General features: G+C 35.1%; 10 protein-coding genes. 5 read left to right on the forward strand and 5 right to left on the reverse strand.

Annotated features, from left to right (window positions below):
* The first annotated feature begins 7 nt into the window (after positions 1–7).
* From ABW637_RS08885 to ABW637_RS08905, 5 genes are all read left to right on the forward strand, one after another.
* Positions 8–7,087: a fibronectin type III domain-containing protein gene (locus tag ABW637_RS08885; protein ID WP_367584305.1), complete on the forward strand. Its 7,080-nt coding sequence runs from the start codon at positions 8–10 to the stop codon at positions 7,085–7,087.
* A gap of 1 nt (position 7,088) precedes the next feature.
* The gene (locus ABW637_RS08890) at positions 7,089–7,412 is read left to right on the forward strand and encodes a hypothetical protein (protein ID WP_367584306.1); all 324 of its coding nucleotides are present in this window, start codon (positions 7,089–7,091) and stop codon (positions 7,410–7,412) included.
* Positions 7,413–7,763: 351 nt separating this feature from the next.
* Complete coding sequence (locus tag ABW637_RS08895) at positions 7,764–12,500, forward strand: hypothetical protein (RefSeq protein WP_367584307.1); 4,737 nt, start codon at positions 7,764–7,766, stop codon at positions 12,498–12,500.
* The gene (locus ABW637_RS08900; RefSeq protein WP_367584308.1) at positions 12,493–14,592 is read left to right on the forward strand and encodes a fibronectin type III domain-containing protein; all 2,100 of its coding nucleotides are present in this window, start codon (positions 12,493–12,495) and stop codon (positions 14,590–14,592) included. Before ABW637_RS08895 ends, ABW637_RS08900 begins: the two co-directional genes overlap by 8 nt.
* 10 nt (positions 14,593–14,602) lie before the next feature.
* Entirely contained in the window at positions 14,603–20,752 is a 6,150-nt protein-coding gene (locus ABW637_RS08905; RefSeq protein ID WP_367584309.1) for a T9SS type A sorting domain-containing protein, read from the forward strand.
* 173 nt (positions 20,753–20,925) lie between these two features.
* Here the strand turns inward: ABW637_RS08905 and ABW637_RS08910 are convergent, their stop codons facing one another.
* The 5 genes from ABW637_RS08910 to ABW637_RS08930 all read right to left on the reverse strand — a co-directional run bounded on the left by ABW637_RS08910 (position 20,926) and on the right by ABW637_RS08930 (position 26,308).
* Positions 20,926–21,723, reverse strand: coding sequence for a 3-keto-disaccharide hydrolase (locus ABW637_RS08910; protein ID WP_367584310.1), 798 nt, complete (start codon positions 21,721–21,723; stop codon positions 20,926–20,928).
* A 22-nt stretch (positions 21,724–21,745) separates the two neighbouring features.
* Positions 21,746–22,798, reverse strand: coding sequence for a sugar phosphate isomerase/epimerase family protein (locus tag ABW637_RS08915; protein ID WP_367584311.1), 1,053 nt, complete (start codon positions 22,796–22,798; stop codon positions 21,746–21,748).
* 122 nt (positions 22,799–22,920) lie between these two features.
* Positions 22,921–24,066: a Gfo/Idh/MocA family protein gene (locus ABW637_RS08920; protein WP_367584312.1), complete on the reverse strand. Its 1,146-nt coding sequence runs from the start codon at positions 24,064–24,066 to the stop codon at positions 22,921–22,923.
* A gap of 5 nt (positions 24,067–24,071) precedes the next feature.
* Positions 24,072–25,301: a nucleoside permease gene (locus tag ABW637_RS08925; RefSeq protein WP_367584313.1), complete on the reverse strand. Its 1,230-nt coding sequence runs from the start codon at positions 25,299–25,301 to the stop codon at positions 24,072–24,074.
* A gap of 14 nt (positions 25,302–25,315) precedes the next feature.
* A complete protein-coding gene (locus ABW637_RS08930; protein WP_367584314.1) occupies positions 25,316–26,308 on the reverse strand; it encodes a sugar phosphate isomerase/epimerase family protein in 993 nt (330 codons plus the stop codon).
* Between the last annotated feature and the right edge of the window lie 16 nt (positions 26,309–26,324).

The raw sequence follows: 26,324 nt of genomic DNA on the forward strand, positions 1-26,324 counted from the left end.
CCACCTCATGAAAAACTTATTATGTACCCTTATTGTAATATTTTGTAGTTTCATTCAGGCTAATGCGCAACGTTTTCCGATTACCATCGTTCCACAGGTTAATCCTCCTGCGCCAGTAAATTTTCATAGTTATGCAGATGCAAACACAATCAATAGTCCATTACGAGTTCAATTATTACTTAGTGATGTTACCATTGCAAATGAGCAAATTCGATTAAAAGTTTATTTTGAAGGTAATGGAATCAACTTTGAAAGTAGAGATGTAGTTATAGGAGCTTCTCAATTATTTATTGATGGTGGTATTCCTTTAGTACTTACTAATACAGAATTGGCTCCGTATTTCGAATTTCAAAACCTACAAGGTATTAATGCCAATATTTATGGACGTACCATACCCGAAGGGAGTTATCAGTTTTGTTTTGAAATCTTTGATTTTACTACGGGTAATCGTTTGTCATCCAAAACATGTGCAAGTACGTACATCTTTAAAAATGAGCCGCCAATATTAAATCTTCCACTTAATAAGATTAACATTGAACCTAAAGAAGTAGATAATATTGTTTTTCAATGGACACCAAGACAAATCAATGTAAGTAATGTAGAATATGAGTTTAGTATCGTAGAGATATGGGATGATTTTGTGGATCCCCAAACAGCATTTTTATCAGCACCTCCTTTTTTTGAAACTACCACTAGAGCTACAACATTTGTGTATGGTCCTACACAACCGTTACTACTGGCAGATAAGAGGTATGCATGGCGAGTAAGAGCCAAAGCATTGCAAGGAGCAGAGGAAATAGGGCTATTTAGAAATGAAGGTAAAAGTGAGATTTTTTGGTTCTCAAGAACATCACCCTGTACAACTCCACTCAATATATATGCAGAACCTAAAGGAATATCCAAAATCAATGTTTTTTGGGATGAAGACCCAACAGTATATCAAGAATATACAATAGCATATCGAGAGGTAAATAAACCAAATGCACAATGGTTTACCATGCGCACCAATAGTGGATGGGCTACAGTTTGGGATTTAAAGCCAGGTACGACATATGAGTATAAGGTAAAGGGAAAATGTAAATTTCAATACGGAGAGTATTCAGATACACAAGAAATAACAACGGCTACTGCACAAGATGAGACGGCTAATTATAATTGTGGTATTGTACCAGATGAAGTTGCCATTAGTAATAGAGAACCTCATACCGGATTATTGGTAGGCGATCGTATTACTGCAGGGGATTTTGTGATTACTATTACAGATATAGATAACCAGGCTAACGGAATAATTACAGGTAGAGGTTATGTTGGTATACCCTACTTAAACCTTGCCAGATTTGGGGTTAAATTTGATGGGATATTAGTAAATACCGATAACCAACTTGCCCAGGGTGAGATTATAACGCTATACGATCCAGAGTTTGGTGAAGGCGCAGAGATGACTGTAGATATAGATGTAGATATTTCTGAAGGGATTACAGGAGACGAAGGAGAATTAGATAGTATAGAGGAAGTAAGCTTTGTTATAACTAGCATAACTATTAATAGCAATGGTGCGATTGAAGTTAATGGAGCAAATGGAGAAAAAGATATTTTTCCCGGAGGGCGAGATGTGCAAATAAGAGATAGTAATGGTGCAATTTGGTCTGTAGGTGATGATGGTACCATCATAAAAGGACAAGAAGCAGAAGGGGGAGCAGTTACCGATGATAATACCACAGGAATTAGTGATGGAGAAGTATCCGAAATCTCGGCCACAGGAGTACGTGTAGATTTTCAAAAATCAGGTACATACTATTTTGATAGTTTACCTGAAGGAATAGACTCTAAAGAACTTAAGGATGAATATAAAACACTAGCCATGGCTAATGGCGAAGTATATCATGTTCCCTATAAGGCAATATCCGACACAAAAGGAGAGGATGTTATTACGGCTAAAGCCACATTTTCTGATAGTAGTATTACCAAAGATGATATTGTTTTTAAGACCAAAGAAGGGATGAAAATTCCTGTAAGTTGGGAGGAGGATATCGCTACCCTATCTCTAAAGAAAAAATCTGGATATCTCATAGAAGAAGTACTAGCTACTGTTAAGCTTAAGGACTCAGGAAAGTATGCAGTCGCAGGAGCACTTAATTTGGTCCATTTGGGAGTAAAAGAGGTTGCGGCTATCGACTTGGTTATTGTGCCAGTTAATGGCGTAAGCATTACTTCTAATATTAAAGGACAGATTAATACTATTTATAATAAGGCAGGAGTTAATTTTAATATCAAAGTAGGGAGTAGATTGCAAATCCCTACGAGTGTATGGGATAAAGAAGTGGCAAATGGAAAACTTGATATTGGTGATAGTAGTATATTATCACATTATTCTCCCGAAGAAAGTGCAATCAATGCATATTATAAAGCAAATGGTGATTATAAAAAAGATACCTATTATGTTTTCTTAACCGATCTGCCAACTACAGACGATAGTATAGAAGGTTTTATGCCGCTTAAGAGCCAATTTGCTTTTGTGTTTAACTCAACCGATCAACCAAGAACTATAGCCCATGAATTGGGGCACGGAGTTTTTGGACTAGAGCATCCCTTTGTAGAATATAAAACGACAGAAAAATCTACAGATTTCTTGATGGACTACAAAGGAGAAACAGTGCTTAACCATATGAATTGGAAAAAGATGCATGCTCCCGGGTTTGAATTGTACTGGTTTCAGGGTGATGAAGAGGGGGAGTATACCGATTCAGAATTTGCGGATAAAATATTTCAGGTCATACGATGTGCATACCTTAATTCTGAAACAAACTTTATTTCTTTTGATACGGAAGCGTTTGGAAAGACAGGCAAGTATTCTATTGCAACCAGGGAATATGGTTTCTCGAGTGAACATTGCTTTGTAATAGATATTAAAAAAGGGAATTTTAGCGGTAAATCTACTGATAAACCTGAAGCTTTAGAGGTAAAAAGTGGCTACCGTTTCAAGTTAGATTATGGAAATGTTGTAATATATGCACCAACATATTGCACAGGAAGTTCTCCGGATGGATTAAATGAATTACGTAAATATCTCTTTCCCGAGGATAAATCACAATATATAAAAGAAACTAAAGAAACTTTAGCTCAACTTCTAAGTAAAAATGAGTTTAAAGATGAAGATTTTGAAAAGCTTAAAAGTATAGCCAATTGCGGAGCTCAATATTTTACTGCAGAACAAAGATTTTCTATACTATCTAAAATTATCGCTAGTACAAGTATCACAGAAAAATATGAGGACTTGATATTGGATTTGTTTGAAATGACTCCTTTTGTTGATGATGTGGGTCTTTTTTATAGCGAGTTTTATAAATTATTATTAGGAGAACCTAAAATATTAGAAGAGTTATTAGCTGAAATAGATGATTCTACTTTTGATAACCTTTGGAGCGGAAATGAAGATAACTATACCAGATTCATAAAAGCTATAGGAAGCACTACTTCTCAAATAAACAGTGATCTTGAAAAATGGGATGTTGTTAATTATCTAGTAGGTAAATATCATGACGATTTAAAGGAGAATCATCAGATGGCATTGAATACAATATTTTCTTCAATTGGAAGATATGGATCATTTGCAAATGAGATTCCGCAGATAACCAAGTTGTTTGTTGAAATGTTGGTTGAAGAAACTGAAAACCTTGATGATTATAGGGTCATTTTTGATATTGCCAAAATAAGAAATAGTAAAAAAGAAGGTTTTGGTCATTTTACGCAAATAGAATCTTGGAAAGATCAACATACAAATGGTTATACTGAAACAAATAATCTTTCATGGGTAGTGCCGCATAGAGTATACTCTAGAAAAGGAAGTGGAGCAGGAGATTATATTTCCCCATATAAATTTTATCGTTGGGCCAAATTATTAACAAATAAATATGGACAGAGAAAACAGAAAAGTTACGATAGAAGCAAGATAATTGATGAACAATTGACAAAAGAAAATTCTGAAGCCTTTTTTAAAGAATTTTTAAGTGAGTTTAATGGATTTTTGACAACTCATGAAGATTTTGGTGATAGACAATTTGTTGATGTTTTAAATTATATTAAAGGCTGTTATGCGGGAAAAAATGAAGAATTTCCTTGGAAATCTTTTATACATAAAAGAAAAACAGAAGGAGATGAAGGTACCTATATCTCATTTACAAAAGATCATACGATAAACCTAGGTGCGGATAAATTAATATTTAAGCTGAATCAACAACCGGACAAAAAAGTTGAAAAATTTAAAATTGCTCCAGGAAAAGAAAGTTTAAATATAAAGATCAATACTTTAAGAACTAATGTAACTTATGAACTAACCCTAAAAAACGAGAAAGATGATCTTTTTATATTCGAATTTGATCATCATGATCAGATAGAAGCATTTTGTAATTATCTCAAAATTGATCGGAAAGAAAGTCTTAAACTGCCTTATTTGTCTAACTATTCTAAACAAATAATAGATTACTTAAATGATAATTTTTTTCCTAAACAAGGTATTTCTGAAAGTACAGATTGCGACAGTATTGATACCTATTTTTCTGAAATACCGAGTAACTACCTTTCCTATATCCATGATTCAACATTTATTAATAATGAAAAGTTATGGTCGGCCTTAAGTGCACTTCTAGGCTGTTCTGTTAATGATATAGGAGTTTCAGAGGAAGACGCAGTAATCACTATTGTTGAAGCCTTAGGGAAGCGTTCAACGAATCCTTTTCTTAACAGTTTAAAGACCGAAAAGATTGATGGTGAAATTGCATTTAGAAAACTTTATAGTCGTTTAGATAATTGGGGAGGCAAAGATAATTTTACTAAGTTCATTAATGTCTTGTATGCCATTTGGAAAGAATCTGATTTTGTATCAAAACCGGTGCAAGATATACCATATGAAAGTGAAAAGACCTTAGGGTTTTACTTTAGTGATTATGATTTGACTTTTGAAGGAGATACATCGATCAAGTTAGAAGAAAAAATCAGCTTTATTACGGATAAACATATCGGTACCTTTGACATTTATGATCCAATAAAGTTAGTGAAGTATAAAAATATAGCTGATCCGGGTTTTATAGTAGAGTCTGTAAATATCCCAATGTTTATTCTTAAAGCTATTGCCGAAAACTACTCAACCAGTAATACCGATAGAGGAGCAAACTTTGCTTTTGAAGCAGTGCTTACGTTTTCTGGTATAGGAAATATTGCAAAATTAAGACATATCACAAAACTTGGTAAACTAAAGGGCATATTGATTGGATTGGATGGAGCAGATGCGATATTAGCTACAACTAATCTATTACTGAAGTACTCCGGAGCTTGTGATAATCCAAATCAGAATCAAACAGGGCAACAAACCAATCAAGAAAAAACATTTTGTGAGAAATTAGGCTTTTTTGGAGATGCCATAGGGTTAGCAGGTGGATTCGCTAACCTTGCAGAGAGAAGCGTGGCCGTTAAAAGAAGAGCCGATGATTTGCTAAAGGAAATAGAAAGTAATCCTAATCTTATTCCAGATGCTGGGGATAAAGATGCAATCCTTGATGGGCTTAAGGCTATCATTGGAGGCGCAGATTTAAATGATATAGATTTTACTATTCTTAGAGAACTTATTTCTGAAGGTCCTCAAAAATTTGAATATGTAAAATTAACTCTGTCTACAGTCGAGTTTTTATTGAAACATTCAGAAGGCCACTGCGAAAACGATGAAATTTGTAGACAAATCAGGTTTTATCTAGATATTATCCAAAAAGGAATTAAGGCGGGAGAGCTAGGGTTAAAATTTAAAAGACAAGCAGAGATTCTATTAAATCGTATAGAAAACGATCAAAGAGCTTTTATTGATCCTAATGACCCTAATGATCTTACCAAAAGAAAAGAGGTAATTGATGAATTGGAAATAGTAACTGGAAGAAGAATTCCTTCTCTTGAAGCTGTCCTTAACGATACAAAGTATGCCAAAATTAAACAAATGTTCGATGAGGCTTCACCTGCTAAGAAGGAAAACCTTAAAGAAGCATGGAAAGTCCTTGAACCTTTTGAAAATATCAGAGTGGCAAAAGATGGAAAAAATCTTGAAATTTTAGCGAATGTTCATTCTCGTTTTGTATATGATAATAAGAACTCATTTGAAGCACTAACAGATCTTATAAATGAAGGTTCACCAGCTAGTAAACAAAAGTTAATTGATGGCCTGGAACAGGTTCATAATATTTTCGATTCAAATTTACCAGTAACCTTTAGTGGTATAAAGGCAGGGGATGTAAAAGTAATAAAAACCATTGATGGTAAAAGTGATGAAGTAGCTAGATATGTTGATGGAGTGTTCCAAAAAAAGAAAATTATAGATGAAGCTGATGTCCCAGGTTATGAAGTAGTAGGAAGATATCAAGGAGACGATATTCTTCGTAAAGGAAACGAAATTGGATTTAGGTTAGCTAGCACAGGAAATATATTAACTAAATTGGATAATCCTTTATTTTCAGTTTTAAAAGGTAAAGTAGACCAACTAGATGATGTCTTAAAATCTCAATTTGTGAAAGATTTTGCAAGTACTTCTGATGATGGGCTTAAGAAAATACAAGATGAAAACCTTTTTGATGTTTGGAAGAATGATATTCGTTCAAATAATGTTGATGAGTTAATAGCGTATTCTAGTAAAGGAGGTTTAAGAGATGAATATATTAGTGTTGTAAAATCATTAGAGGATGAAGCAAATATGTTATTATCTCAAGGTAAATCTAAATTGGAAGTAGCGCAATCTATGAGTGCTAGAAGACGACAGATAACCACTGATTATAAAGGGGCTACACCCGATGATTTATTAGAACATATATTTAATTTTAATGATAAAAGATATACAGCCAATGGTTGGGGAGATAAATGGGGACAAACCTGGGAAGGGGCTCTAAAAAGACAAAAAGATGCTAAAGGCTTAGACCCAGGTGATGAAGCTTATGATAATATTATTAAAGGATCTTATACTCCATTAGGAACTAAAAAACAATTAGGTGATGCCTTATACAAGACCCTTGGTGAAGATGTTGTTCCGGTACTTGAAAAATATAGAATGAATTGATATGGCTTTAGACGAATCTCAACGCAATGCTTTTTTAAGTGAATTAATAAAAGCATCTAAAGAACTTAAATCAGATGAATTGGTGTTTAAATCTGAATGGATTTATGATTTACCAACACAATCATTAGAAATAGGGGGTCAAATGCTTCATAATAGATATGAAATTCCTACAGGATGGAATGGTTATGGAGTAGAAGACTTGACGAAATTAGTAGAACTAGGTTTTTTATACAAAATATATGAGTCAGAGGAAGAGCCCATAACATTTGAGAAAACAATTAAATACTTAATTATTTCAGACAAGCCAAACAAAGAAAAATCATAGTTGTTCTTTTTTGCTAAGGTAGTTTTATAACGTCAAAGTGACTAGAATTGTTTTGTCAAAAATTAACCGATTTATAGAAATAGAAGTGTTTGATCTTGAGTAAAAAACATTCAAAAAATCAATGTTTCAAAAACCCCTGAAAACCGTGACTTTTTTATGTTTTTTTTTAAATAAACTTGTACAGTATTACTTAATAGACAATATAAGTCAAATAATATTGATCAAAAGTCACTAATCAAACTCAGTTATTAATGCAGTAAGTAGAATCTAATACTCTAAAAATTAAGCTAATGAATTGTTAATATTACGTTAATTTTTTTATTTTTGCACCGCTAATCCCAGCCCCAATCTATGACCAAACTTCTACAATTACCCCTTTATATATGTGTTTTTTTGTTTGCAACAAGTTTGTCTGCGACAGATATTTTGGTTCCGGTATTCAATGAAAATATAGATGCTTCCATAGAAAAAACTAAACCTATTGATAGTATCGTTGCTACAAATCCTAATTCGGACAAGAAAATTGTGGCAACAAAACCGATTAAAACGTTCAGAAATTTTAAATCACTTGAACGATTTGACACCCCTGTTGTAGCTAAATATAATAAACGTTTTGAGGTAGAAGAAGGGTTTCAGTTTACTACGCCAGAGTCGTTACAAAATAAGAAGTGGTTAGATATGGCCACTAACGTATTTAGTACATTAGATGTAACCAAAAACTATGTAGATTTACTAAAAGAAGAAAGTTTAGGAGAATTGCCAGTAGCTATTACTCCGAAAACAATTAGTAATGTAACCTATACCGTTGGGATTGCTAAAGCGGTTTTTAAACCGGCATACACAGAACTTACCGTTTTTCTTAAGGTAGAACTCCCAAGAACAACCTCTACAAGTACCACTACGGCGACAAGCACAGATGTAGAGAATACAGAGACCACAAGTCAAACTACTACTAAAGAAGAAAAAAATGTACTGATTCTAGGGGCCTCCAATATCAAATTATCTCGTGATGGAGGAATTATAGGAGACGCTAAGTTAAATTTAATTTCACAGTTTACTGTTAATCTTAACAGTGGTGCAATGTTGCTTACCTTAAAAGGTGATTTCGAAAATCCTGGAACTTATGCTCTAATGGATTGTTCTGGGTTTAAAGAATTAGGGATTGATGCTAATTTAAAATTTACAAATGGGTTACTATTTCCTGTAGATGAAGATGGTAAAGAGAAAAATGGTTATGTAGAAAGTGATTTTAAAATCGTAGCCAGTGATTGGAATGATATGGTGGTAAACCTCGATTTACCAGAGTTTGGAGTTAAAGGATTAGAAGGCACTACATTCAGGTTAAATACAGCCATTTTTGATTTTAGCGATATACGTAATGATCCCGATACACCATCATCATACCTTGATAAATATTATACCGAAAATAAAGAATTATGGAGAGGTGTATATATCAAATCTCTCGAAGTTATTTTACCCAAAGCCTTTGGTAAAAGAAATAGCGATAATCGAGTGGCTTTTGGAGCTACCGATATGATTATTGATGGTCAAGGGGTAACGGGTAAGTTTACAGGTGATAATATATTTACACTTGATGAAGGAACAGCTTCTGGTTGGGATTTTTCATTAGACCATTTTTTATTGGATATAGAAGCCAATAAAATAAAAGCAGGAGAATTTAACGGGCAAATAAGATTACCGGTTTCTCAATTAGATAGCCTGAAATATAATGCAATTATTCAACCTGATGAATATAGCTTTAGAGTAACCAGCGCCAAAGCAATAGAATTTGATGTGTGGAATGCTCAGGTTTCTTTGACCGAAGATTCTTATATAGAAATGAAAGTTAAGGATGATAAATTCATGCCCAAAGCTAACCTTAACGGATCAGTTAGTATTCAATCCGGGTTAAAAAAAGAAGAAAACAAATCATCAGAATCAAAAGATAAGACAGTTGATTTTAAAGGAATAGTATTTGAAAATATGCTATTGCAAACAGAATCACCAAAGTTTTCGGTTTCCTACTTTGGATACCAAGGTGAGATGAAACTTGCTAATTTTCCGGCTACAATAAATGAAATAGCACTTAGAACTCCATCAGATACCAAAGCAGAATTAGTTTTTGACTTTAATATCAATCTTACCTCAGAGAGTGATGGTGGTAACGGTGGCGGTGCAAAATTAGTCATTAACGGTGTTCTTGATGATAGTGATGGCAGAGATCACTGGAAATATGATGGAATAGATCTCGAACGTGTTTTTATCCAGATGGAAGTTGCTGGAATGGAACTTAAAGGTGCCATCTTTATTTTCGAAGAGGATACTACCTATGGTACTGGTTTTGCAGGAGCAGTGGGAGCAAAATTTACAACAGGAGTAAAATTTGAAGTTGAAGCTAAAGCATTATTTGGACGTACAACAGATTTTAGGTATTGGTTTGCAGATGCAGAGGTTACTTTACCTAACGGAATACCTGTTTTTCCTGGCTTTGCTATGAATAAATTTGGAGGTGGTTTCTATAATCACATGAAAATGGCAGGTGCAACCAATCAAGATAACGCAGCCTATAATGAGATCGGAGCTTCAATCTCTGGAGTAATCTATGAACCTTTTAATGAAAATGGTTTTGGGATGAAAGCCTCGGTAGGGATTATTACTCAAGGATCACCAGATCTTTTTAATGCAACTGTAGAGTTTGGTATGGCATTTCTTAAATCGGGTGGATTACAAGAAATATATTTAAAAGGACACGGTAGACTTATTGCAAAATTACCAGTTGACTTTTATGACGTACTAGATGAACAATTAGCAGGTATTGCTAGTGATGGCGAATCAGGATTGCCAGAGTTTAATCCAGATGGAGCAATAACCGCAGATGTGTTTATAGGTTTTGATTTTGTAAATGATACGTTCCATGCTACTTCAGAAGTGTATGTAAACCTTTTTAGTATCCTAGAAGGGGTTGGCCCAAAAGGTCGCGCAGGATGGATGGATTTTTATGTAGGACCTGATGAGTGGCATATTTTAATTGGTACTCCTAACGATCCTATTGGTATTGCTCTAAATCTAGGAATTATAAAATTAAGAACAGACGGTTATTTCATGACCGGTGATAATTTACCAGGTAGCCCACCACCACCAGATATTGTAGCGCAGATTTTGGGAGTAGATGTTTCAAAACTGGATTATATGCGGGACCTTAACATGTTAGAATCGGGCAAAGGAATGGCCTTTGGATCACATTTTAGTGTGACCACAGGAGATCTGAAATTCCTTATTTTTTATGCGCGTTTTGATGCAGGATTAGGTTTTGATATCATGCTAAAGGATTATGGAGATGCACATTGTAAAGGATCATCAGAACAGATTGGATTAAATGGTTGGTATGCCAATGGGCAGTCATATGCATATTTACAGGGAGAAGTAGGATTAAAAGTCAAACTATTCGGTAAAAGAAAGAAATTTACTGTTTTTAAAGGAGGAGGAGCCTTACTCATGCAAGCCCGACTTCCAAATCCTGCGTGGTTTAGAGGATATCTGGGAGGCCGTTATAGTATTTTAGGAGGATTGATCAAAGGTCGGTTTAGGTTTAAGGTAGAACTGGGAGATAAATGCGAAATTATCGGAGGAAGTGCCTTAGACGGGATTGTGGTGATTGGAGATATGTCGCCTAATGAAGGATCTACAGAAGTAGATGTTTTTGCGGCACCACAAGTAGCATTTAATCTGCAAATAAACAAAATATTCGAGTTGCCCGATGATACCGGAGATCGGAAGTATCGCATTTTTATGGATACGTTCGAAGTTACCAAAGAAGGAGAAACAATTATTGGCGATGTAGAATGGAACGACAGAAATGATAATGCAATCTTTTATTCTCATGAGATTTTACCCCCTAATGCAAGTCTAAAGGCATTTGTACAATTGCATTTTGAAGAATTTATAGATGGCAAATGGGAAACCATAATGGAGGATGGTAAAGTAGCAACCGAAATCAAAGAAGTCAATTTTACTACAGGAGAAGCTCCTAAAACCATACCATTAAGCAATGTTGCTTATATGTATCCAACATTAGGTCAAAAGAATTTCTTTATTAAAGAATACGGTACTGGATATATCAATTTAAAACGAGGTCAATCCTATTTATTTGATGCAGTACCAACCTGGAACAAAACTATGACGATGAATGGCGAGGCAGGAACAATATTGACCAAGAGTTTTGGGTACAATGCTGCTAAAAAACAAATTACTTTTAGTGTTCCAGAAAATATAGCTACCCAAACAGACTATACAGTTCAAATTAGCTTGGTTCCAGAGAATGATAATACTTTCGATAATGTTACTGAATCTTATAAATCAAAGGACATAGGAGGCGAGGATACAGGGAATGAGGTCGAAGTTCGTTCAAAAAAGATTGAAGAAGTTGCCATTAAAGGAGAAGAAAGAGAATTATTAACTTTTGGTTTTGGTACAAGTCAGTATACCACTTTTGAGAAAAAGTTGAATGCCATGAAAGGTAATAACGATTTGTATAAGCATGTTACTTATCCGTATGGATTAACGTTGCTAACGACCATAGACCCTCTCGAACCTTTTGAGCTGGCAGAATTAGTAGGAAATAAATATACTGCACATTCACCACTTGTTGTGGCTACGGCTATTCCTGATAATTCGTACTACCAAAATCAGATTTATCCGCTGTTATATCAAAAGTATCCTTTAGAAAATACTTTTTCAGTAACCAGAGATATTAGTAAAGTTGGAGTACCACCACTAGAAGGTGTAGAACCTCTATCATGGTATTTAACCTACTTAGAAAATGATCTTACAGGAGAGATAAGTTTGTATAATCCATATCGATATAATCTTACTCATTACTATCATCAGGATTATGTTGATCTAAGGTATCAATTAGTTAGTTCTGATCTTCCTTGGGAAGAGATAGAAAAGTATCGCGATCTAATAATAGAACCTTTTCCATTAATGAAGAAAGGAAAATATAAGACCAAACTACAATATGTTTTACCTGGACAGATCAGAAACGGAAGTAGTGATATTGTGAAATATACAAATCCATTATATGAGTAAGCAGTTAAACTACATATACACCTTTGTGGTGATACTAACTCTTATACCAATTCATATGTTGGCTCAGGATCCTATTGGTGAAGAAATTCCGGAGGTAAAAGTTATAGGTACTGTAACCAAAGATGCTATTATGTTGCGTTGGGCAGTGAATACGCCTCTCGCCTGGAAATATGTTAACCAATACGGATATACTATAGAGCGAAAAACAATAGCGATTGGAGAAGAAATTCTGAAAGAGCCTATTGTAAAAAAAATCACATCCACTCCTATACTACCAAAACCTATGATGCAATGGGAGAATTTTGTAGAAAATAATGATAATGCCGCAATTGCAGCACAAGCAATTTATGGTGAAGACTTTGAGGTTGAGTTGCAAGAGGGAGGAAACGGGATTTTGAATATTATTAACCTGGCACAAGCTTTAGAACAGCGTTTTTCTTTTGCGCTTTTTGCCGCTGATCAGGATTATGAAGTAGCAAAATATTCTGGATTAGCATATGTGGATACCGATGTTAAACCTAATGAACGTTATCTGTATAGCATAAGTACAGCAATACCAAAAGAAAAATTAGATGTCAAATCTGGAGGGGTATATTTGGGGTTGTCAGATTACAAATCATTACCAGAACCACAGGATTTTGTTGGTGTATTTAATGATAAAAATGTGATGCTAAGCTGGAATTTCACCTTATTAAAAAGACAGTTTAACAATTATATTATTGAGCGATCTGATGATGGAAATACCTATAAGGCATTAGAAGACGTGCCCATTGTTAATTTAAATGAACGCGAGAAGAACCCCTCGAATCGTATGTTTTATATTGATAGTCTTCCGCAAAATAATAAAGAGTATTATTATCGATTAAAAGGTGTATCACCCTTTGGTGAAATAGGTCCACCATCTGAAGTAATTTCAGGCTCTGGTAAAAAACCCTTACAACACAACCCTGCAATAACAGAGGCTAAACTATTACTGGATAATAGTAGTGCTATAATTACCTGGGAATTTCCCGAAGAAGGATTAACATCTATTGATCATTTTGAGTTAAACCGATCAGACGTAATCAAAGGAAATTTTAGCACTGTTGTTTCTAATATTTCTAAAGATAAGCGTAGCATAGAGTATTCTAATCTTAATGCCATTAATTATTTTACAATTACTGCAGTTGGTGTTAATGGAGGTAAGCGAGTTTCTTTCCCTAAAATGATACAGCCGGTAGATGATACTCCACCAATTACTCCTGTTGGATTAACTGGAGTAATTGACTCTACGGGAATTGTGCAATTAAACTGGCAACAAAATACAGAGATAGATTTTTTAGGATACCGGGTGTTTAGAGCAAACTTAGAAAATGAAGAATTTACACAGATTACTTTTCGTACAATCTCACAAAATAAAATTGTAGACACTATAAATATTAAGACACTAAATCCAAAAGTATACTATAAAATCCAAGCTTTTGATAAACGATATAATCCTTCAGGCTTTTCAGAAGTATTAATGCTTAAAAAACCAGATGTAGTTCCACCAACAAAACCTGTCTTTAAATCATTTAAAGCAGATCAAGATGTTGTAGAGTTGTATTGGATTACTAGCACTAGCCATGACGCTATAAAAACACTAGTATATAGGAAAGAAAAAGGAGAGGACACACCTTGGGAATTGGTAGCAGAAACTAATTTACCTGATAATAGTTTTAAAGATACTACTGCCAAATCGGGAGTTGTTTATTTATATACTCTTGTTACCATTGATGAGTCGGGGTTAGAATCAGAACCAGTGACACCATTGGTAATTAGTTTACCAGATAATAAGCTAAAGCCTGAGATCGATAAATTTGCTGCTTTGGTTAATCGCGAAGAAAAAAAGATCTCATTGAGTTGGAAATATAAAGCGAATGATGTTACAGAATTTGCATTATATAAGGCAGAAGAAGAACAAAAACCAACGCTTTACAAAGTGTTTAATAGTAATAAGAATCAGTTTGTTGATCAAAATTTAAGGGTAAACACAAAATACACCTATCTGTTGCAAGCAACATTTAATTCAGGAGCTAAGTCTCCCATTAAAAAAATAGAAGTACAATATTAAAGGAGAATATATGAAGAAGTTATTACTTGTTTTTATAGTACTATTTATTTCATCTGGTATATATGCACAGGACTATACAATTGAAGTAAAAGGGTATATCGGTATGGCAGGAAGTTCTTGTGGAAGTAGTAGAGGTCTCATGTCGGTAACTCTCTTTTTTGCAGACGGAACCGAAAAAATAATCATAGATAACCCTTCAGGCCTTGCCAATGACAACTATGCGGCTACATATGTTTATGATGATTCAAATCCGGTAACGGGTGTTGAATTTTATACTAAAAGAAGAAAAGACAAAATAGATTGTAAAAGAAAGCACACTAGGTTAACCGTTCCAGTTAATGGTTTTTGTTCTGATACACGATATGCCGCAGCAGATGTACATGGATCATTCCCTGGTTGGGCAAATATCGCAGTGTATCCAAATACAGGTTTATCTTATGATGGTGTTACAAGTCCGTATACAGTCTGTGTAACTGGTTCTGTTAATATTTTTGCAACTGATGGATTTGCTACTCCTGATGATATATATCGATGGGAGTATTTTGATACCATTGGAACAAAAGAAATCGAAGCAAGAGAATTAACCAGATTAAAACAAGCAGTAGAAGATGCTATACAGGATTTAGCGGATTGTTTGGAAGAGCCTGGAGCTAATTGTAGATTTTTTCGGGTTAGGCTTAGAAGAGCTCAAGATGAACTCGCTGCATATTCGGGGCCCTTGACAGAAATTGTTCCTTTTGATGGTTGGAAAGAAATTACAAATAAAAGAGGTCAGTCTAATATAGATTTATTACTAAATGATTTGTATCCTAATGCCGCCGATAGAGAACAAGCAATAAACAAAAATATAAGAGTGAGGTTTGGTCCAGGTTGTTTTGATTATGGAGAAATGTCGGTGATCTATCTTCCCGAACCACCGGTAGTTACAAAAGTAGATGTAATACAACCAAAATGTTCAGATAGCCAGGTGGGTGAAATCGAATTATATCTTGATAGACAGATATATCCAAATGAAAGAATCGATATTACCTTAGAAAAGAAAAATCAAACCGGTGACTATGAGGTTAAGGATGCGAATGTTGGGATTCAAAGTTTTGTAGAAGTAAATCCAAGTACGTATAGATATACATGGGTATCCGCCCTAACAGCAGATTTAACTGCTGGCGAATATAGACTTATTGTATCGGGTTACGAAAAAGACGATGTAGATCAAACTCCATTTTGTGCTCAATTTATACATGATTTTGAAATCAAAGCACCTACACCTGTAAAATTTACCTCTGATGATACACAACCTATATGTGCAGACGGAACGGGAAGTATTAAAGTAACCGCTTCTGGAGGAACATTACCTGGCGGAAAATATCAGTTTGCGCTTACCGGTGGTTTAAATACAGGTTGGAAATCGCCTATACCAGATACTAATAATACCTACACGTTTTCAAATCTGGATTCAGAAAAAAATTACATCATTAATGTAAGACTAACTAATGGGACAGATTCCTGCGAAGGTACAGGGCAAAACCCTACCGACACGAATATTAGTATTTCAAAGCCAGCAAACACAATAAAAATACAATCGGCTTCAATAAATGAGAACCCATCATACCCTGGGGCTTCAAATGGTGCTATTGATGTGATACTTAAAACGGGTACCACGGCTAGGCCTCCTTTTACATATGAAGCTTTTCTCGGAAGCTCGCTGCAAAAATCAGAGACTACTAGTAATAGTAGTACAACATTAAATGGTTTGATTAAAGGGGAGTACACTATAAAAATAACAGATGATAATGGTTGTAGTGATACCTTTGCTACAAAAGTTATACTTACTGATACAGATGCAATTACGATAGAAGATATAATAATTGATCAATCAGTAGATTGTTTTAACGGTAATAATGGTAGTCTTAGAGCTGTGATTACGGGTGGAAATGGAAATTATAATTTTAAATGGACAAAAGTTGGAGATAATTCATTTTCTAGAACAAGTAACCCAGTTAATGACTTAGAACCTGGCGATTATATTGTTACAGTAGGGGATTCAAGAACAGATTTTACTGTTCCGGCTTCCTATGCTGTTGGTAATAAAACTATAGATAATCCTACTCAGGTTAGAGTCACTGATGTAAGTGTTGAGCATATTAAATGTAAAGGTGAAAATGGAAAAATAACAGTAACCGCAACGGGAGGAACACCTCCTTATAGTTATCGCTTAGGTGTAATAGGCAATTATACAGATGTAACAAATAACAGCAATATTTGGGATATTACTGTAGACAGTAAAATGTCTGAATACTTGTATATTAGAGATGCTAAATCATGTGAATTCATGGTTGTAGATATTGTAACTGTCAATGAGCCAGATCTAGCATTAACTATTGACAACATTTCTACTACGGATAATACTATTCTTGGGGGTTCGACAGGTGCAATAACGATTGATATTATTGGGGGTACACCAGGGTATACTGTTACTTGGCAAAAAGATGGAGTTTTAATCCCTAACACAGGAGTATCGATTAATGGTCTTTTTGCAGGAGAGTACGTAGCAACTGTTGTTGACAATAATGATTGTCGTACTGCCTCTACTATAATTACAATTATTGATCCATTAAGCTTATCTGTATCAAAGAGTAATGTATCCTGTTTTGATGGAAATGATGGAAAAATCATTTTAAACCCACAAGGAGGAACAAGGCCATATTCTTTTTCTATTGATAATAAGCTAAACTATATTTCAGAAAATGACCTCACTAATCTTACTATAGAAGGATTGGTTGATGGTACATATGAAGTGTGGTTACGCGATAATGGCAATCGTGAAATTACAATTCCTGAAACAATAACTATTGAAGAGCCTATTAAAATTACAATTACACAAGCTGCAGCATTAGAGCATGTAACAACAATAGGAGGGACAGATGGTAGCATTACAATTGATGTAATGGGCGGAACAGGAAATAAAACATTTTTATGGACTAAACTAAATGACCCTACTTTTAACAGAACGACTAAGGACATAGATAATTTATCATTTGGGGTATACACAGTGGTTGTAAAAGATGAAAACGATTGTATTGTTGATGCCACTTATGAAGTAAAAGAACCACTTCCTATGAAGGTGGTCATTAGCGAAACTGTACCGATTTTATGTTATGATGATGCTTTGGGAGAACTTCTCGCTACGGTTACAGGAGGTTACCCAATAGATTCTTCTCCATCTGACTTTGAATATAGATGGTATCAAATTGAAAATACGATAGAAACTCCCATAAATACTGACCTCACACTTGATCATATCGAAAATTTATCTGCGGGAACATATAAGGTTGTCACAAATGATAGTAAAGGAGCATCAGCAGAAAAAATATTTAATCTTTTACAACCTGATGATCTTGTGGTAACGCTTACTAGTGCGCCAATTGATGTAAAATGTAGAGGAGAAGCAACAGGAGTAATTGATATCACAGTCGTAGGAGGCCCTAAGGATGAAGATACAGGTGAGTACTTACCTTATACATTTAGCTGGACAAAAGTTGGCGATCCAACTTTTAAAGCTACTACAGAAGATCTTCAAAATATAACTGCAGGTACATATGAAGTCGTAGTTATCGATGATAACCTATGTACAACATCACTTAGTCAAGCTGTTGTGATAGAGCAACCAGATGCTATTTTAGAAATTTATGATGTAAACCCTGTTAATTTAACAGGATTCCAGACTCAAAACGGTAGCATATCTTTAGAGGTTAGAGGTGGTACACCACCATATAATTATTCTTGGACAGATCTCGATAATCCTTTATATACCGCTTCAAATCAAGATATAAATCAACTATCTATAGGAAGATATCGATTAATTGTAACCGATAAGAATGATTGTACTACATCCATAACTCAGGAAATAACAGAACCGAATCAACTAATAGTAACAATTCAACCAATATCTGTAGATAATAGCATTCAATGTTTTGGAGAACAAACTTTGGTACCATTAATTACTAATACTGTAGGAGGTGTTGGGGCATATACTTACGAATGGTTTGAAGAAAGTGATTTAAACACAGTAATTTTCACAACATCAGAAACCACAACGGTTAATGTTGGTACATATGTGGTGGTGGTAACCGATGAAAATGGAAATAAGGATGATGATACATATGAGGTAACAGAGCCAGACAAACTTGATATTGGCGAAAATGTAACACATTTATTGTGTAGAGGAGATGATAATGGTCGTATTGATATTACGGTTATGGGTGGTGTTGAACCTTATTCATTTAGTTGGAGTAATGGTGAAACTATTGAAGATTTATCTTCGCTTAGAGCAGGAAACTATACAATAATAGTCACAGATGCTAATGATTGTACATTTGAAAAAGAAATTGAAGTAGAACAACCTCCAGGGTTATTTATTAATGGCGATATTATTAGAGTATATCCATCGTCAAACGGAGCTAGAGACGGAAGAATTACTGTAAATATTGGAGGAGGAACACCTCCTTATGATTATGAGTGGAGAGATTTTAACGGTGTTGTACAACCTTCAACCACTAATGTTCTTGATAATATTGGTGCCGAAAAGTACGCATTGACCGTTACAGATGCCAATGATTGTACCTTAGAAATTGATGATGTAGATCTATTCGAACCTCCTGCTTTAGAAGTAACCATCGAGCAGGTGAATGTAATTTCCTGTTTTGGAACTAGTACAGGTAGTTTAAGTGCAATAGTTGTAGGAGGAGTACCTTTTAATTCTTCTAAACAATATAACTATCAATGGTTTGATGCCGATACAAATACTATTACCGGTGGAGATAGTTTCTTATTAGAAGGGATTGCTGCAGGTAATTATTATGTAGTGGTTACAGATGCCGTTAGTAAAAGTGTACCTAGTGAAGTGTTTGATCTTAATCAGCCACTTGCCCTTGAGCTAGAATTGAGTGCAGATTTTATTAATTGCGGTGATGCAGCCGATTGGACAATAACTCCTCAAATAAATGGAGGAACTGCTCCATATCGTTATGTATGGAACAATGGTAAAACTAGTGATAGATTAGAAAATGTAGTCGCTGGAACATATAGTTTGGAAATAATAGATGCAAGAGGTTGTAGAGCTAGTGATCAAATCACTGTTAGTCCTCCGGATGCTTTAATTGTTAGAGAATCATTAAATATTCCTACATGTTACGGTGGTTGTGATGGTGCTATTTTTCTAGAAACAGAAGGAGGAACGCCACCATATACGTACCAATGGAGTAATGGAAGCACCACAAAAGATTTAAATACTATTTGTTCAGGTACTTATGTTGCTACTATAACAGACATAAAGGGATGTCAAATCAAGAAAAAGATTGTTCTCAATGACCCCGAAGAGTTTATAGTTGATCTTGGAGAAGATATTACATTATGTAAAGACCAGACTGCAATACTTGATGCAACAGTCGATGATCCCAATGCTACTTATCTTTGGACTACAACGAATGGGTTTAGTAGTACATCATCAAGTATAGAAGTTAAGGATTCCAATGTTTATGAAGTATTGGTTATTGATTCTAAGGGGTGCGAGGCCAGAGATAATATATTTGTAGATACAACTTCAGATGTTATTTCTGCTAACTTTATAGCCTCTACTCAGGTATTTTCAGGAGAAGAATTTGTTATTGTAGATAATAGCGACCCTGTACCAGAATCTATAGATTGGATTTTCCCAAAAGAAGCTACTGTAACGTATGAGGACGAACACTATGCAGAATTAATATTTGATATTCCGGGAGAGTATGAGATTACATTACAAACCAATATCGGGCTATGTAGTGCTTTAACTACCAAAAAGGTTATTGTTCTTGATAAAGAATTTGAAGGTACAGAAGGAGAAGACGGAAGTGTTGAAGAGATTCAAAGCTTTATTGAATATAAAGTATATCCGAATCCAAATACCGGAGGGAAGTTTAAAGTAGATGTTGATTTATCTAAGGTGCAATCAATTAATTTGAAAGTCTTTAATATGATTAACAATGCCCTTATAGATTCGCGAAAAGGAGAAGGGGGCAAAACGTATAGTTTTGATTATGATATGTCTTCGTTGGCTTCTGGGATATATTTCATTCTATTAGAGACTTCATCAGCTAGTCAAGTGAGGAAATTAGTTATCGAATAGTATAATCGAACATTAAAGTTATTCATGAATATGTAAAAACTACTTCTTTTTTCTAAAAATAAATCCAAGAGGTACTAGTATCAGAACAAAAAAATACCATCCGGTAATCAAACCGATTATGGTTATTGCAGCAGCAATAATCATTATCCATATGATTTTGTTTGACATTCTAATTATAATTCCCTAATCCATATTTTACGGTATTGTACCAGATTGCCGTGATCCTGCAACTTAATAGGGCCTTTACCATGTGCTTCATTTTTTGGAGGACCAATATATTCTGTGGATCCTAATATTTCAACATGATCTTGTACTAAGACTCCATTATGAATCACAGTGAAGCTTCCGGATTTAATTTTTTTACCTTCAGCATCAAATTCCGGAGCATGAAAAATAATATCATAAGTTTGCCATTGATCAGGTGCTTTAGTGGCATTTACTAAAGGAATATGTTGTTTATAAATAGATGTAGCCTGACCGTTAGCATAGGTTTGGTTTTGATAGCTGTCTAAAATCTGTACTTCATATTTGTTTTGAAAGAAAACTCCACTATTACCACGTCCTTGTCCTTCTCCTTCTAGTACATCAGGGGCGCTCCATTCTAAATGCAATTGTACACTTCCAAAATTTTGTCTAGTTTGTATATCTCCCGTTCCTGGTTTTACAGTCATCGTTTGATCTGGATTAATAGTCCATGATGCAGCAGTAGAATCTTTGGCCGACATCCATGTTTCTAAATGGGATCCATCAAATAATACTATGGCGTCAGAGGGTATATTGTTTTCATTAAATGTAACTACTTTTGGTTCTGGCTCCCAAACTTCAGTTTCTTTAGGGTCGGTAACTTCCTTTTCTGGTGTGGTTATAATTTCTTCTTTTTTCTCTTCTTCTTCAATTCTATTAGTTTCGGTTTTTTCTTTGCAAGAATACGTAATGGTTAAAATCAAAAAGAGGTAAACAATAATTTTCATAGTGGTGTTTTTTAATTGGTCGTTATAATCCTAATATTTTTTTTAATTGTTCTTTATCTATCTCTGCTCCGGCAAAGTCATCAAATGCTTTTTGAGTCGCTTCAATAATATGATTTTGAATAAAAGGAGCACCTTCACGGGCACCTTGTTCGGGAGATTTGATACAACATTCCCATTCCATTACTGCCCAAACATCGCATCCGTATTCTGTAAGCTTCGAAAAAATAGTTTTAAAATCTATTTGGCCATCCCCGGGAGAACGATATCGACCAGCGCGGTCAATCCAATCACTGTAGCCTCCAAAGACTCCTTTCTTACCGGTAGGGTTAAATTCTGAATCTTTCACATGAAAAGCTTTAATAAATTCATGATAATGGTCTATATATTCAATATAATCTAACTGTTGCAATACAAAATGGCTGGGGTCATATAAGATGTTTACTCTTTTATGATTACCGGTAGCTTCTAAAAATCGCTCAAAAGTCACGCCATCATGAAGATCTTCACCAGGGTGAATTTCATAACAAACATCAACCCCCTTTTCATCGAAATGGTTAAGAATAGGTAGCCATCTTTTTGCTAATTCTTCAAATCCCATTTCTACTAAACCAGCAGGTCGTTGTGGCCAGGGATGCATGGTATGCCAAAGCAAGGCCCCAGAAAATGTGGCATGTACGTTTATTCCTAATCTCTGACTAGCTGTAGCTGCATTTTTTACCTGTCGTATGGCCCATTCTGTGCGTTTTTTTGGATTGTTCTTACAATCATCGGGCGCAAAGTTATCAAACATAATATCATAGGCGGGATGCACAGCTACTAATTGCCCTTGTAAATGTGTAGAGAGTTCTGTGATTTCTAATCCGTAATTTGCAATTTTACCTTTTAATTCATCACAATACGTTTGACTTTCGGCAGCCATATCAAGATCGATTAATCGAGTTTCCCAGGTGGGTATTTGTATGCCTTTATACCCAAGATCAGATGCCCATTTGCACAATCCTTCCAAAGAATTAAACGGAGCTTTATCATCCATAAACTGGGCTAGAAATACAGCAGGGCCTTTAATGGTTTTCATTTTATTAGTTTTTGATTTTTTGAGTATTGGCGTTTATGAGTATACATAATTATTTTGAAATTTTGTAAATTCTTATCTAACATGGCAAACTTAATTACTCACCACTCCTGCACTCACCACTTTTATATTTTTGTCCAACTTGCATTGTTTTTACTACTTTCTACAGCAGCATAAATAAATTTCATTCCTCGCACTCCATCTTTGGCTGTTGGAAAATCAAATTGAGATGAAGGAGCGTTTCCAGAGTTTATTTGATGTAATTCTTTGGCAAAACTTCTATAGATGGTTGCAAAACCTTCTAAATATCCTTCTGGATGTCCGGCAGGAATACGCACATATTCTGAAGCTTCAGGATAGCCACCATTTCCACCTGGAGTAAATACTTGTTTAGGCTGATCTAACCAACGAACTACTAATTCATTAGGATTCTCCTGGTGCCATTCCAAACTTCCTTTGGTACCATAGATTTTTACTCCCAGATTATTTTCTTCACCGGTGGCAATTTGCGAAAATGTCATCATTCCTTTAGCTCCGTTTTCAAAACGAAGTAAAATATTGCCATCGTCATCAAGGGTTCTTCCATCTCCAAAAGCAGAAAGATCTGCAGCGAGCTCTTCAATTCGAACTCCTGATATATATTCTACCAGGTTTTCTGCATGGGTACCAATATCGCCTAAAGCACCCCCAATTCCAGATTTTTTAGGGTCTACCCGCCAAGCTGCTTGTTTTTGCCCCGTTTTCTCAACAGAAGTGGCTAACCAACCTTGTAGATAGTGTACATTGATCTTACGAATAGTTCCCAAATCCCCTTTGGTGATCATTGCTTTTGCTTGCTTTACCATGGGATATCCCGTATAATTATGCGTTAACGCAAAAACTTTTCCAGATGATTGTACGATTTTCTCTAAGTCAATAGCTTCTTCTAGCGTAAGGGTCATTGGTTTATCGCAAATCACATGAAAACCATATTCCAATGCCATTTTTGCGGGAGGAAAGTGCATGTGATTCGGGGTTACAATGGAGACAAAATCCATACGCTCTCCTTCGGGAAGTTTAGCTTCTTCTTTGATCATTTGTTCAAAACTTCCGTATGCTCTTTGTTTTGAAATACCTAACGCTTCCGCGGAAGCGATACTTTTCTCGGTACTGCTAGAAAATGCACCACAAACTAGTGCCACCAATCCATCGATACTAGCTGCTTTTCGGTGTACATCTCCGATGAAAGAACCAATTCCTCCACCGATCATTCCCATTTTTAGTCGAGTCATATTGATTATTCTTTATATTCTATTTTTTCATTTTTGAAGAATACAGCAAAAAGTAGCATCACCGCTGCTGCAAAGATGGCTGGAAAAATCCAAATGCTATTCCAATCGTGTTGCCCATCTGAAACTAAATTTGCATCCGTAATTTTTCCGGCAACATAAAAACCGATTAACATTCCTAAACCGTAAGTGGCTAATGTAATTAACCCTTGAGCCGCACTTTTAAACTTTTCTCCGGCCTTACTATCGGTATAAATTTGTCCCGATACAAAGAAAAAATCATAACAAATACCATGCAGAGCAATCCCAGTGATAATCATAAAAGCAAGTTCTCCAGAATTACCGTAGGCAAATAATAAATAGCGAAGTGTCCATGCGATCATCCCTACCAATAATGTCTTCTTGAAACCAAATTTCTTAAAGAAAAAGGGGAGTAGAAGCATAAAAACTACCTCTGATGCTTGACCTATGGTCATTTTTGCGGCTGGATTTGAGATTCCGATTTCACCTAAAAACTGACCTGCGTGCTGATAATAGAAAGCTAATGGTATGCAAATTAATATCGAAGCTAGAAAAAAGAATAAGAAGTTTCGATCTTTTAAAAGTTTTAGCGCATCCAGACCTAATATATCCGAAATACTAATCTTTTGATCTTTGCTAATTTTTGGAGGTGTTTTTGGTAACGTGAAACTAAAAACCCCAAGTATCGCAGATGCGATCGCTGTCATTAAAAATGTATTTTTTAACAACCCGTTAGTAACTCCCTCTTTAGAATCCCAATGAAAAATATAACTAATGACTAATCCAGCTATGATCCAACCAATAGTTCCCCAAACACGGATAAGCGGAAATTGTTTTGAAGGATCCGAAAGCTGATTGAAACTTACAGAATTTACCAGTGCTAGTGTTGGCATATAGGCAATCATGTAGCCAAGAACATAAGGATAAAATGAAGAGAAATCTGTAGCATTTGCCATTTGATACATTAAAAATGCGCCAAAAAGGTGCAGTAGTCCAAGGATTTTTTCAGCATTAAAAAAACGATCTGCGATCAAACCAATAATAAAAGGAGCAATAATGGCTCCCCAGGACTGGGTGGAGTATGCCATTGCAATTTCACCTCCACTTGTATTAAGTGTATTGGGTAAGTAAATACCCATGGTTACAAACCAACCTCCCCAAATGAAAAATTCTAAAAACATCATTAAAGAGAGCTGGACCTGAGTTATAGTCTTCATAAAAAGTGTATTGGTTAATTAAGTTGTTTTGCAGCACTAATTAATAAATCACGAGTGGCAGTGATGCCTTCTATTTCATTAAGGCGTTCACCTTCATATTCTACACCAATAAAGCCATCATACCCGGATTTTTTAATGATGTCGAGCATCTTTTTATAGTCTATTGTGGTTTCATTTCCTTCTGTATCAAAATCATAAGATTTTGCACTTACTGCTTTTGCATACCCCATCATTTCTTGTACTCCTTGATACTTTGGATATTCTTTAATGCATTTTGCCTCCCAACGAGCACCACCTTCACGCTCTAGGCAAAAATTACCAAAATCAGGTAATGTTCCGCAATTAGGTTTATTTACTTTTTTCATTACCTCTACTAATAACGAAGCATTAGAGGATAAATACCCATGATTTTCTACAATAACGTTAACCCCTTTTGTAGCAGCATAATCAGATAGTTTACCAAGGCCATCTGTTGCAACATCAATCCATTGTTTAGGATCATTGGTACCAAAGAGATTTACTCGAATAGAGTGGCATCCTAAAAACTGCGCGGCATCTACCCACTTTTTGTGGTTTTCTACGGCATCATTTCGTTCTTTTTCATCAAGTACAGCTAAATCTCCTTCACCATCTACCATGATGATTAAATTCTGGATATTATGTTCTTCACTTTTAGTTTTTAAAGTTTCTAAAAGTATTTGCATTGCTTTTTGTGGGTTAGGATCCTTTTTTAGCTCATCGGTATATAATTGACTTACGTATTCAATGCCTTCAAAACCTAGTTCATCGGCTTTTTTAGCAAAATCTATAGGACTCATTTCGCCAGCCTGTATCATTTTATGAAGTGACCATTGAGCCAATGAGAGTTTAAAAAATGGTTTGGTTTCTTCAGGAGGTGTTTCCATGGAAGATTCTTCTTTTTGAGGTTCAGAATTTTGAGAAACATTCTTTTTGCATGATCCTAAAATTAGCATCAGAATAAGCCCCGTTATGATGGTTTTTTGCATAATTGTTTATCGTATA

Origin of the sequence: Aquimarina penaris, assembly GCF_040786285.1 — a bacterium.
GTDB lineage: Bacteria > Bacteroidota > Bacteroidia > Flavobacteriales > Flavobacteriaceae > Aquimarina.

What these genes read in the sequence shown, in the direction of transcription:
- ABW637_RS08925 (WP_367584313.1), bottom strand. Translation starts at nt 25,301, where the DNA reads ATGAAGACTATAACTCAGGTCCAGCTCTCTTTAATGATGTTTTTAGAA.
- ABW637_RS08895 (WP_367584307.1), top strand. Translation starts at nt 7,764, where the DNA reads ATGACCAAACTTCTACAATTACCCCTTTATATATGTGTTTTTTTGTTT.
- ABW637_RS08910 (WP_367584310.1), bottom strand. Translation starts at nt 21,723, where the DNA reads ATGAAAATTATTGTTTACCTCTTTTTGATTTTAACCATTACGTATTCT.
- ABW637_RS08900 (WP_367584308.1), top strand. Translation starts at nt 12,493, where the DNA reads ATGAGTAAGCAGTTAAACTACATATACACCTTTGTGGTGATACTAACT.
- ABW637_RS08915 (WP_367584311.1), bottom strand. Translation starts at nt 22,798, where the DNA reads ATGAAAACCATTAAAGGCCCTGCTGTATTTCTAGCCCAGTTTATGGAT.
- ABW637_RS08920 (WP_367584312.1), bottom strand. Translation starts at nt 24,066, where the DNA reads ATGACTCGACTAAAAATGGGAATGATCGGTGGAGGAATTGGTTCTTTC.
- ABW637_RS08905 (WP_367584309.1), top strand. Translation starts at nt 14,603, where the DNA reads ATGAAGAAGTTATTACTTGTTTTTATAGTACTATTTATTTCATCTGGT.
- ABW637_RS08930 (WP_367584314.1), bottom strand. Translation starts at nt 26,308, where the DNA reads ATGCAAAAAACCATCATAACGGGGCTTATTCTGATGCTAATTTTAGGA.
- ABW637_RS08885 (WP_367584305.1), top strand. Translation starts at nt 8, where the DNA reads ATGAAAAACTTATTATGTACCCTTATTGTAATATTTTGTAGTTTCATT.
- ABW637_RS08890 (WP_367584306.1), top strand. Translation starts at nt 7,089, where the DNA reads ATGGCTTTAGACGAATCTCAACGCAATGCTTTTTTAAGTGAATTAATA.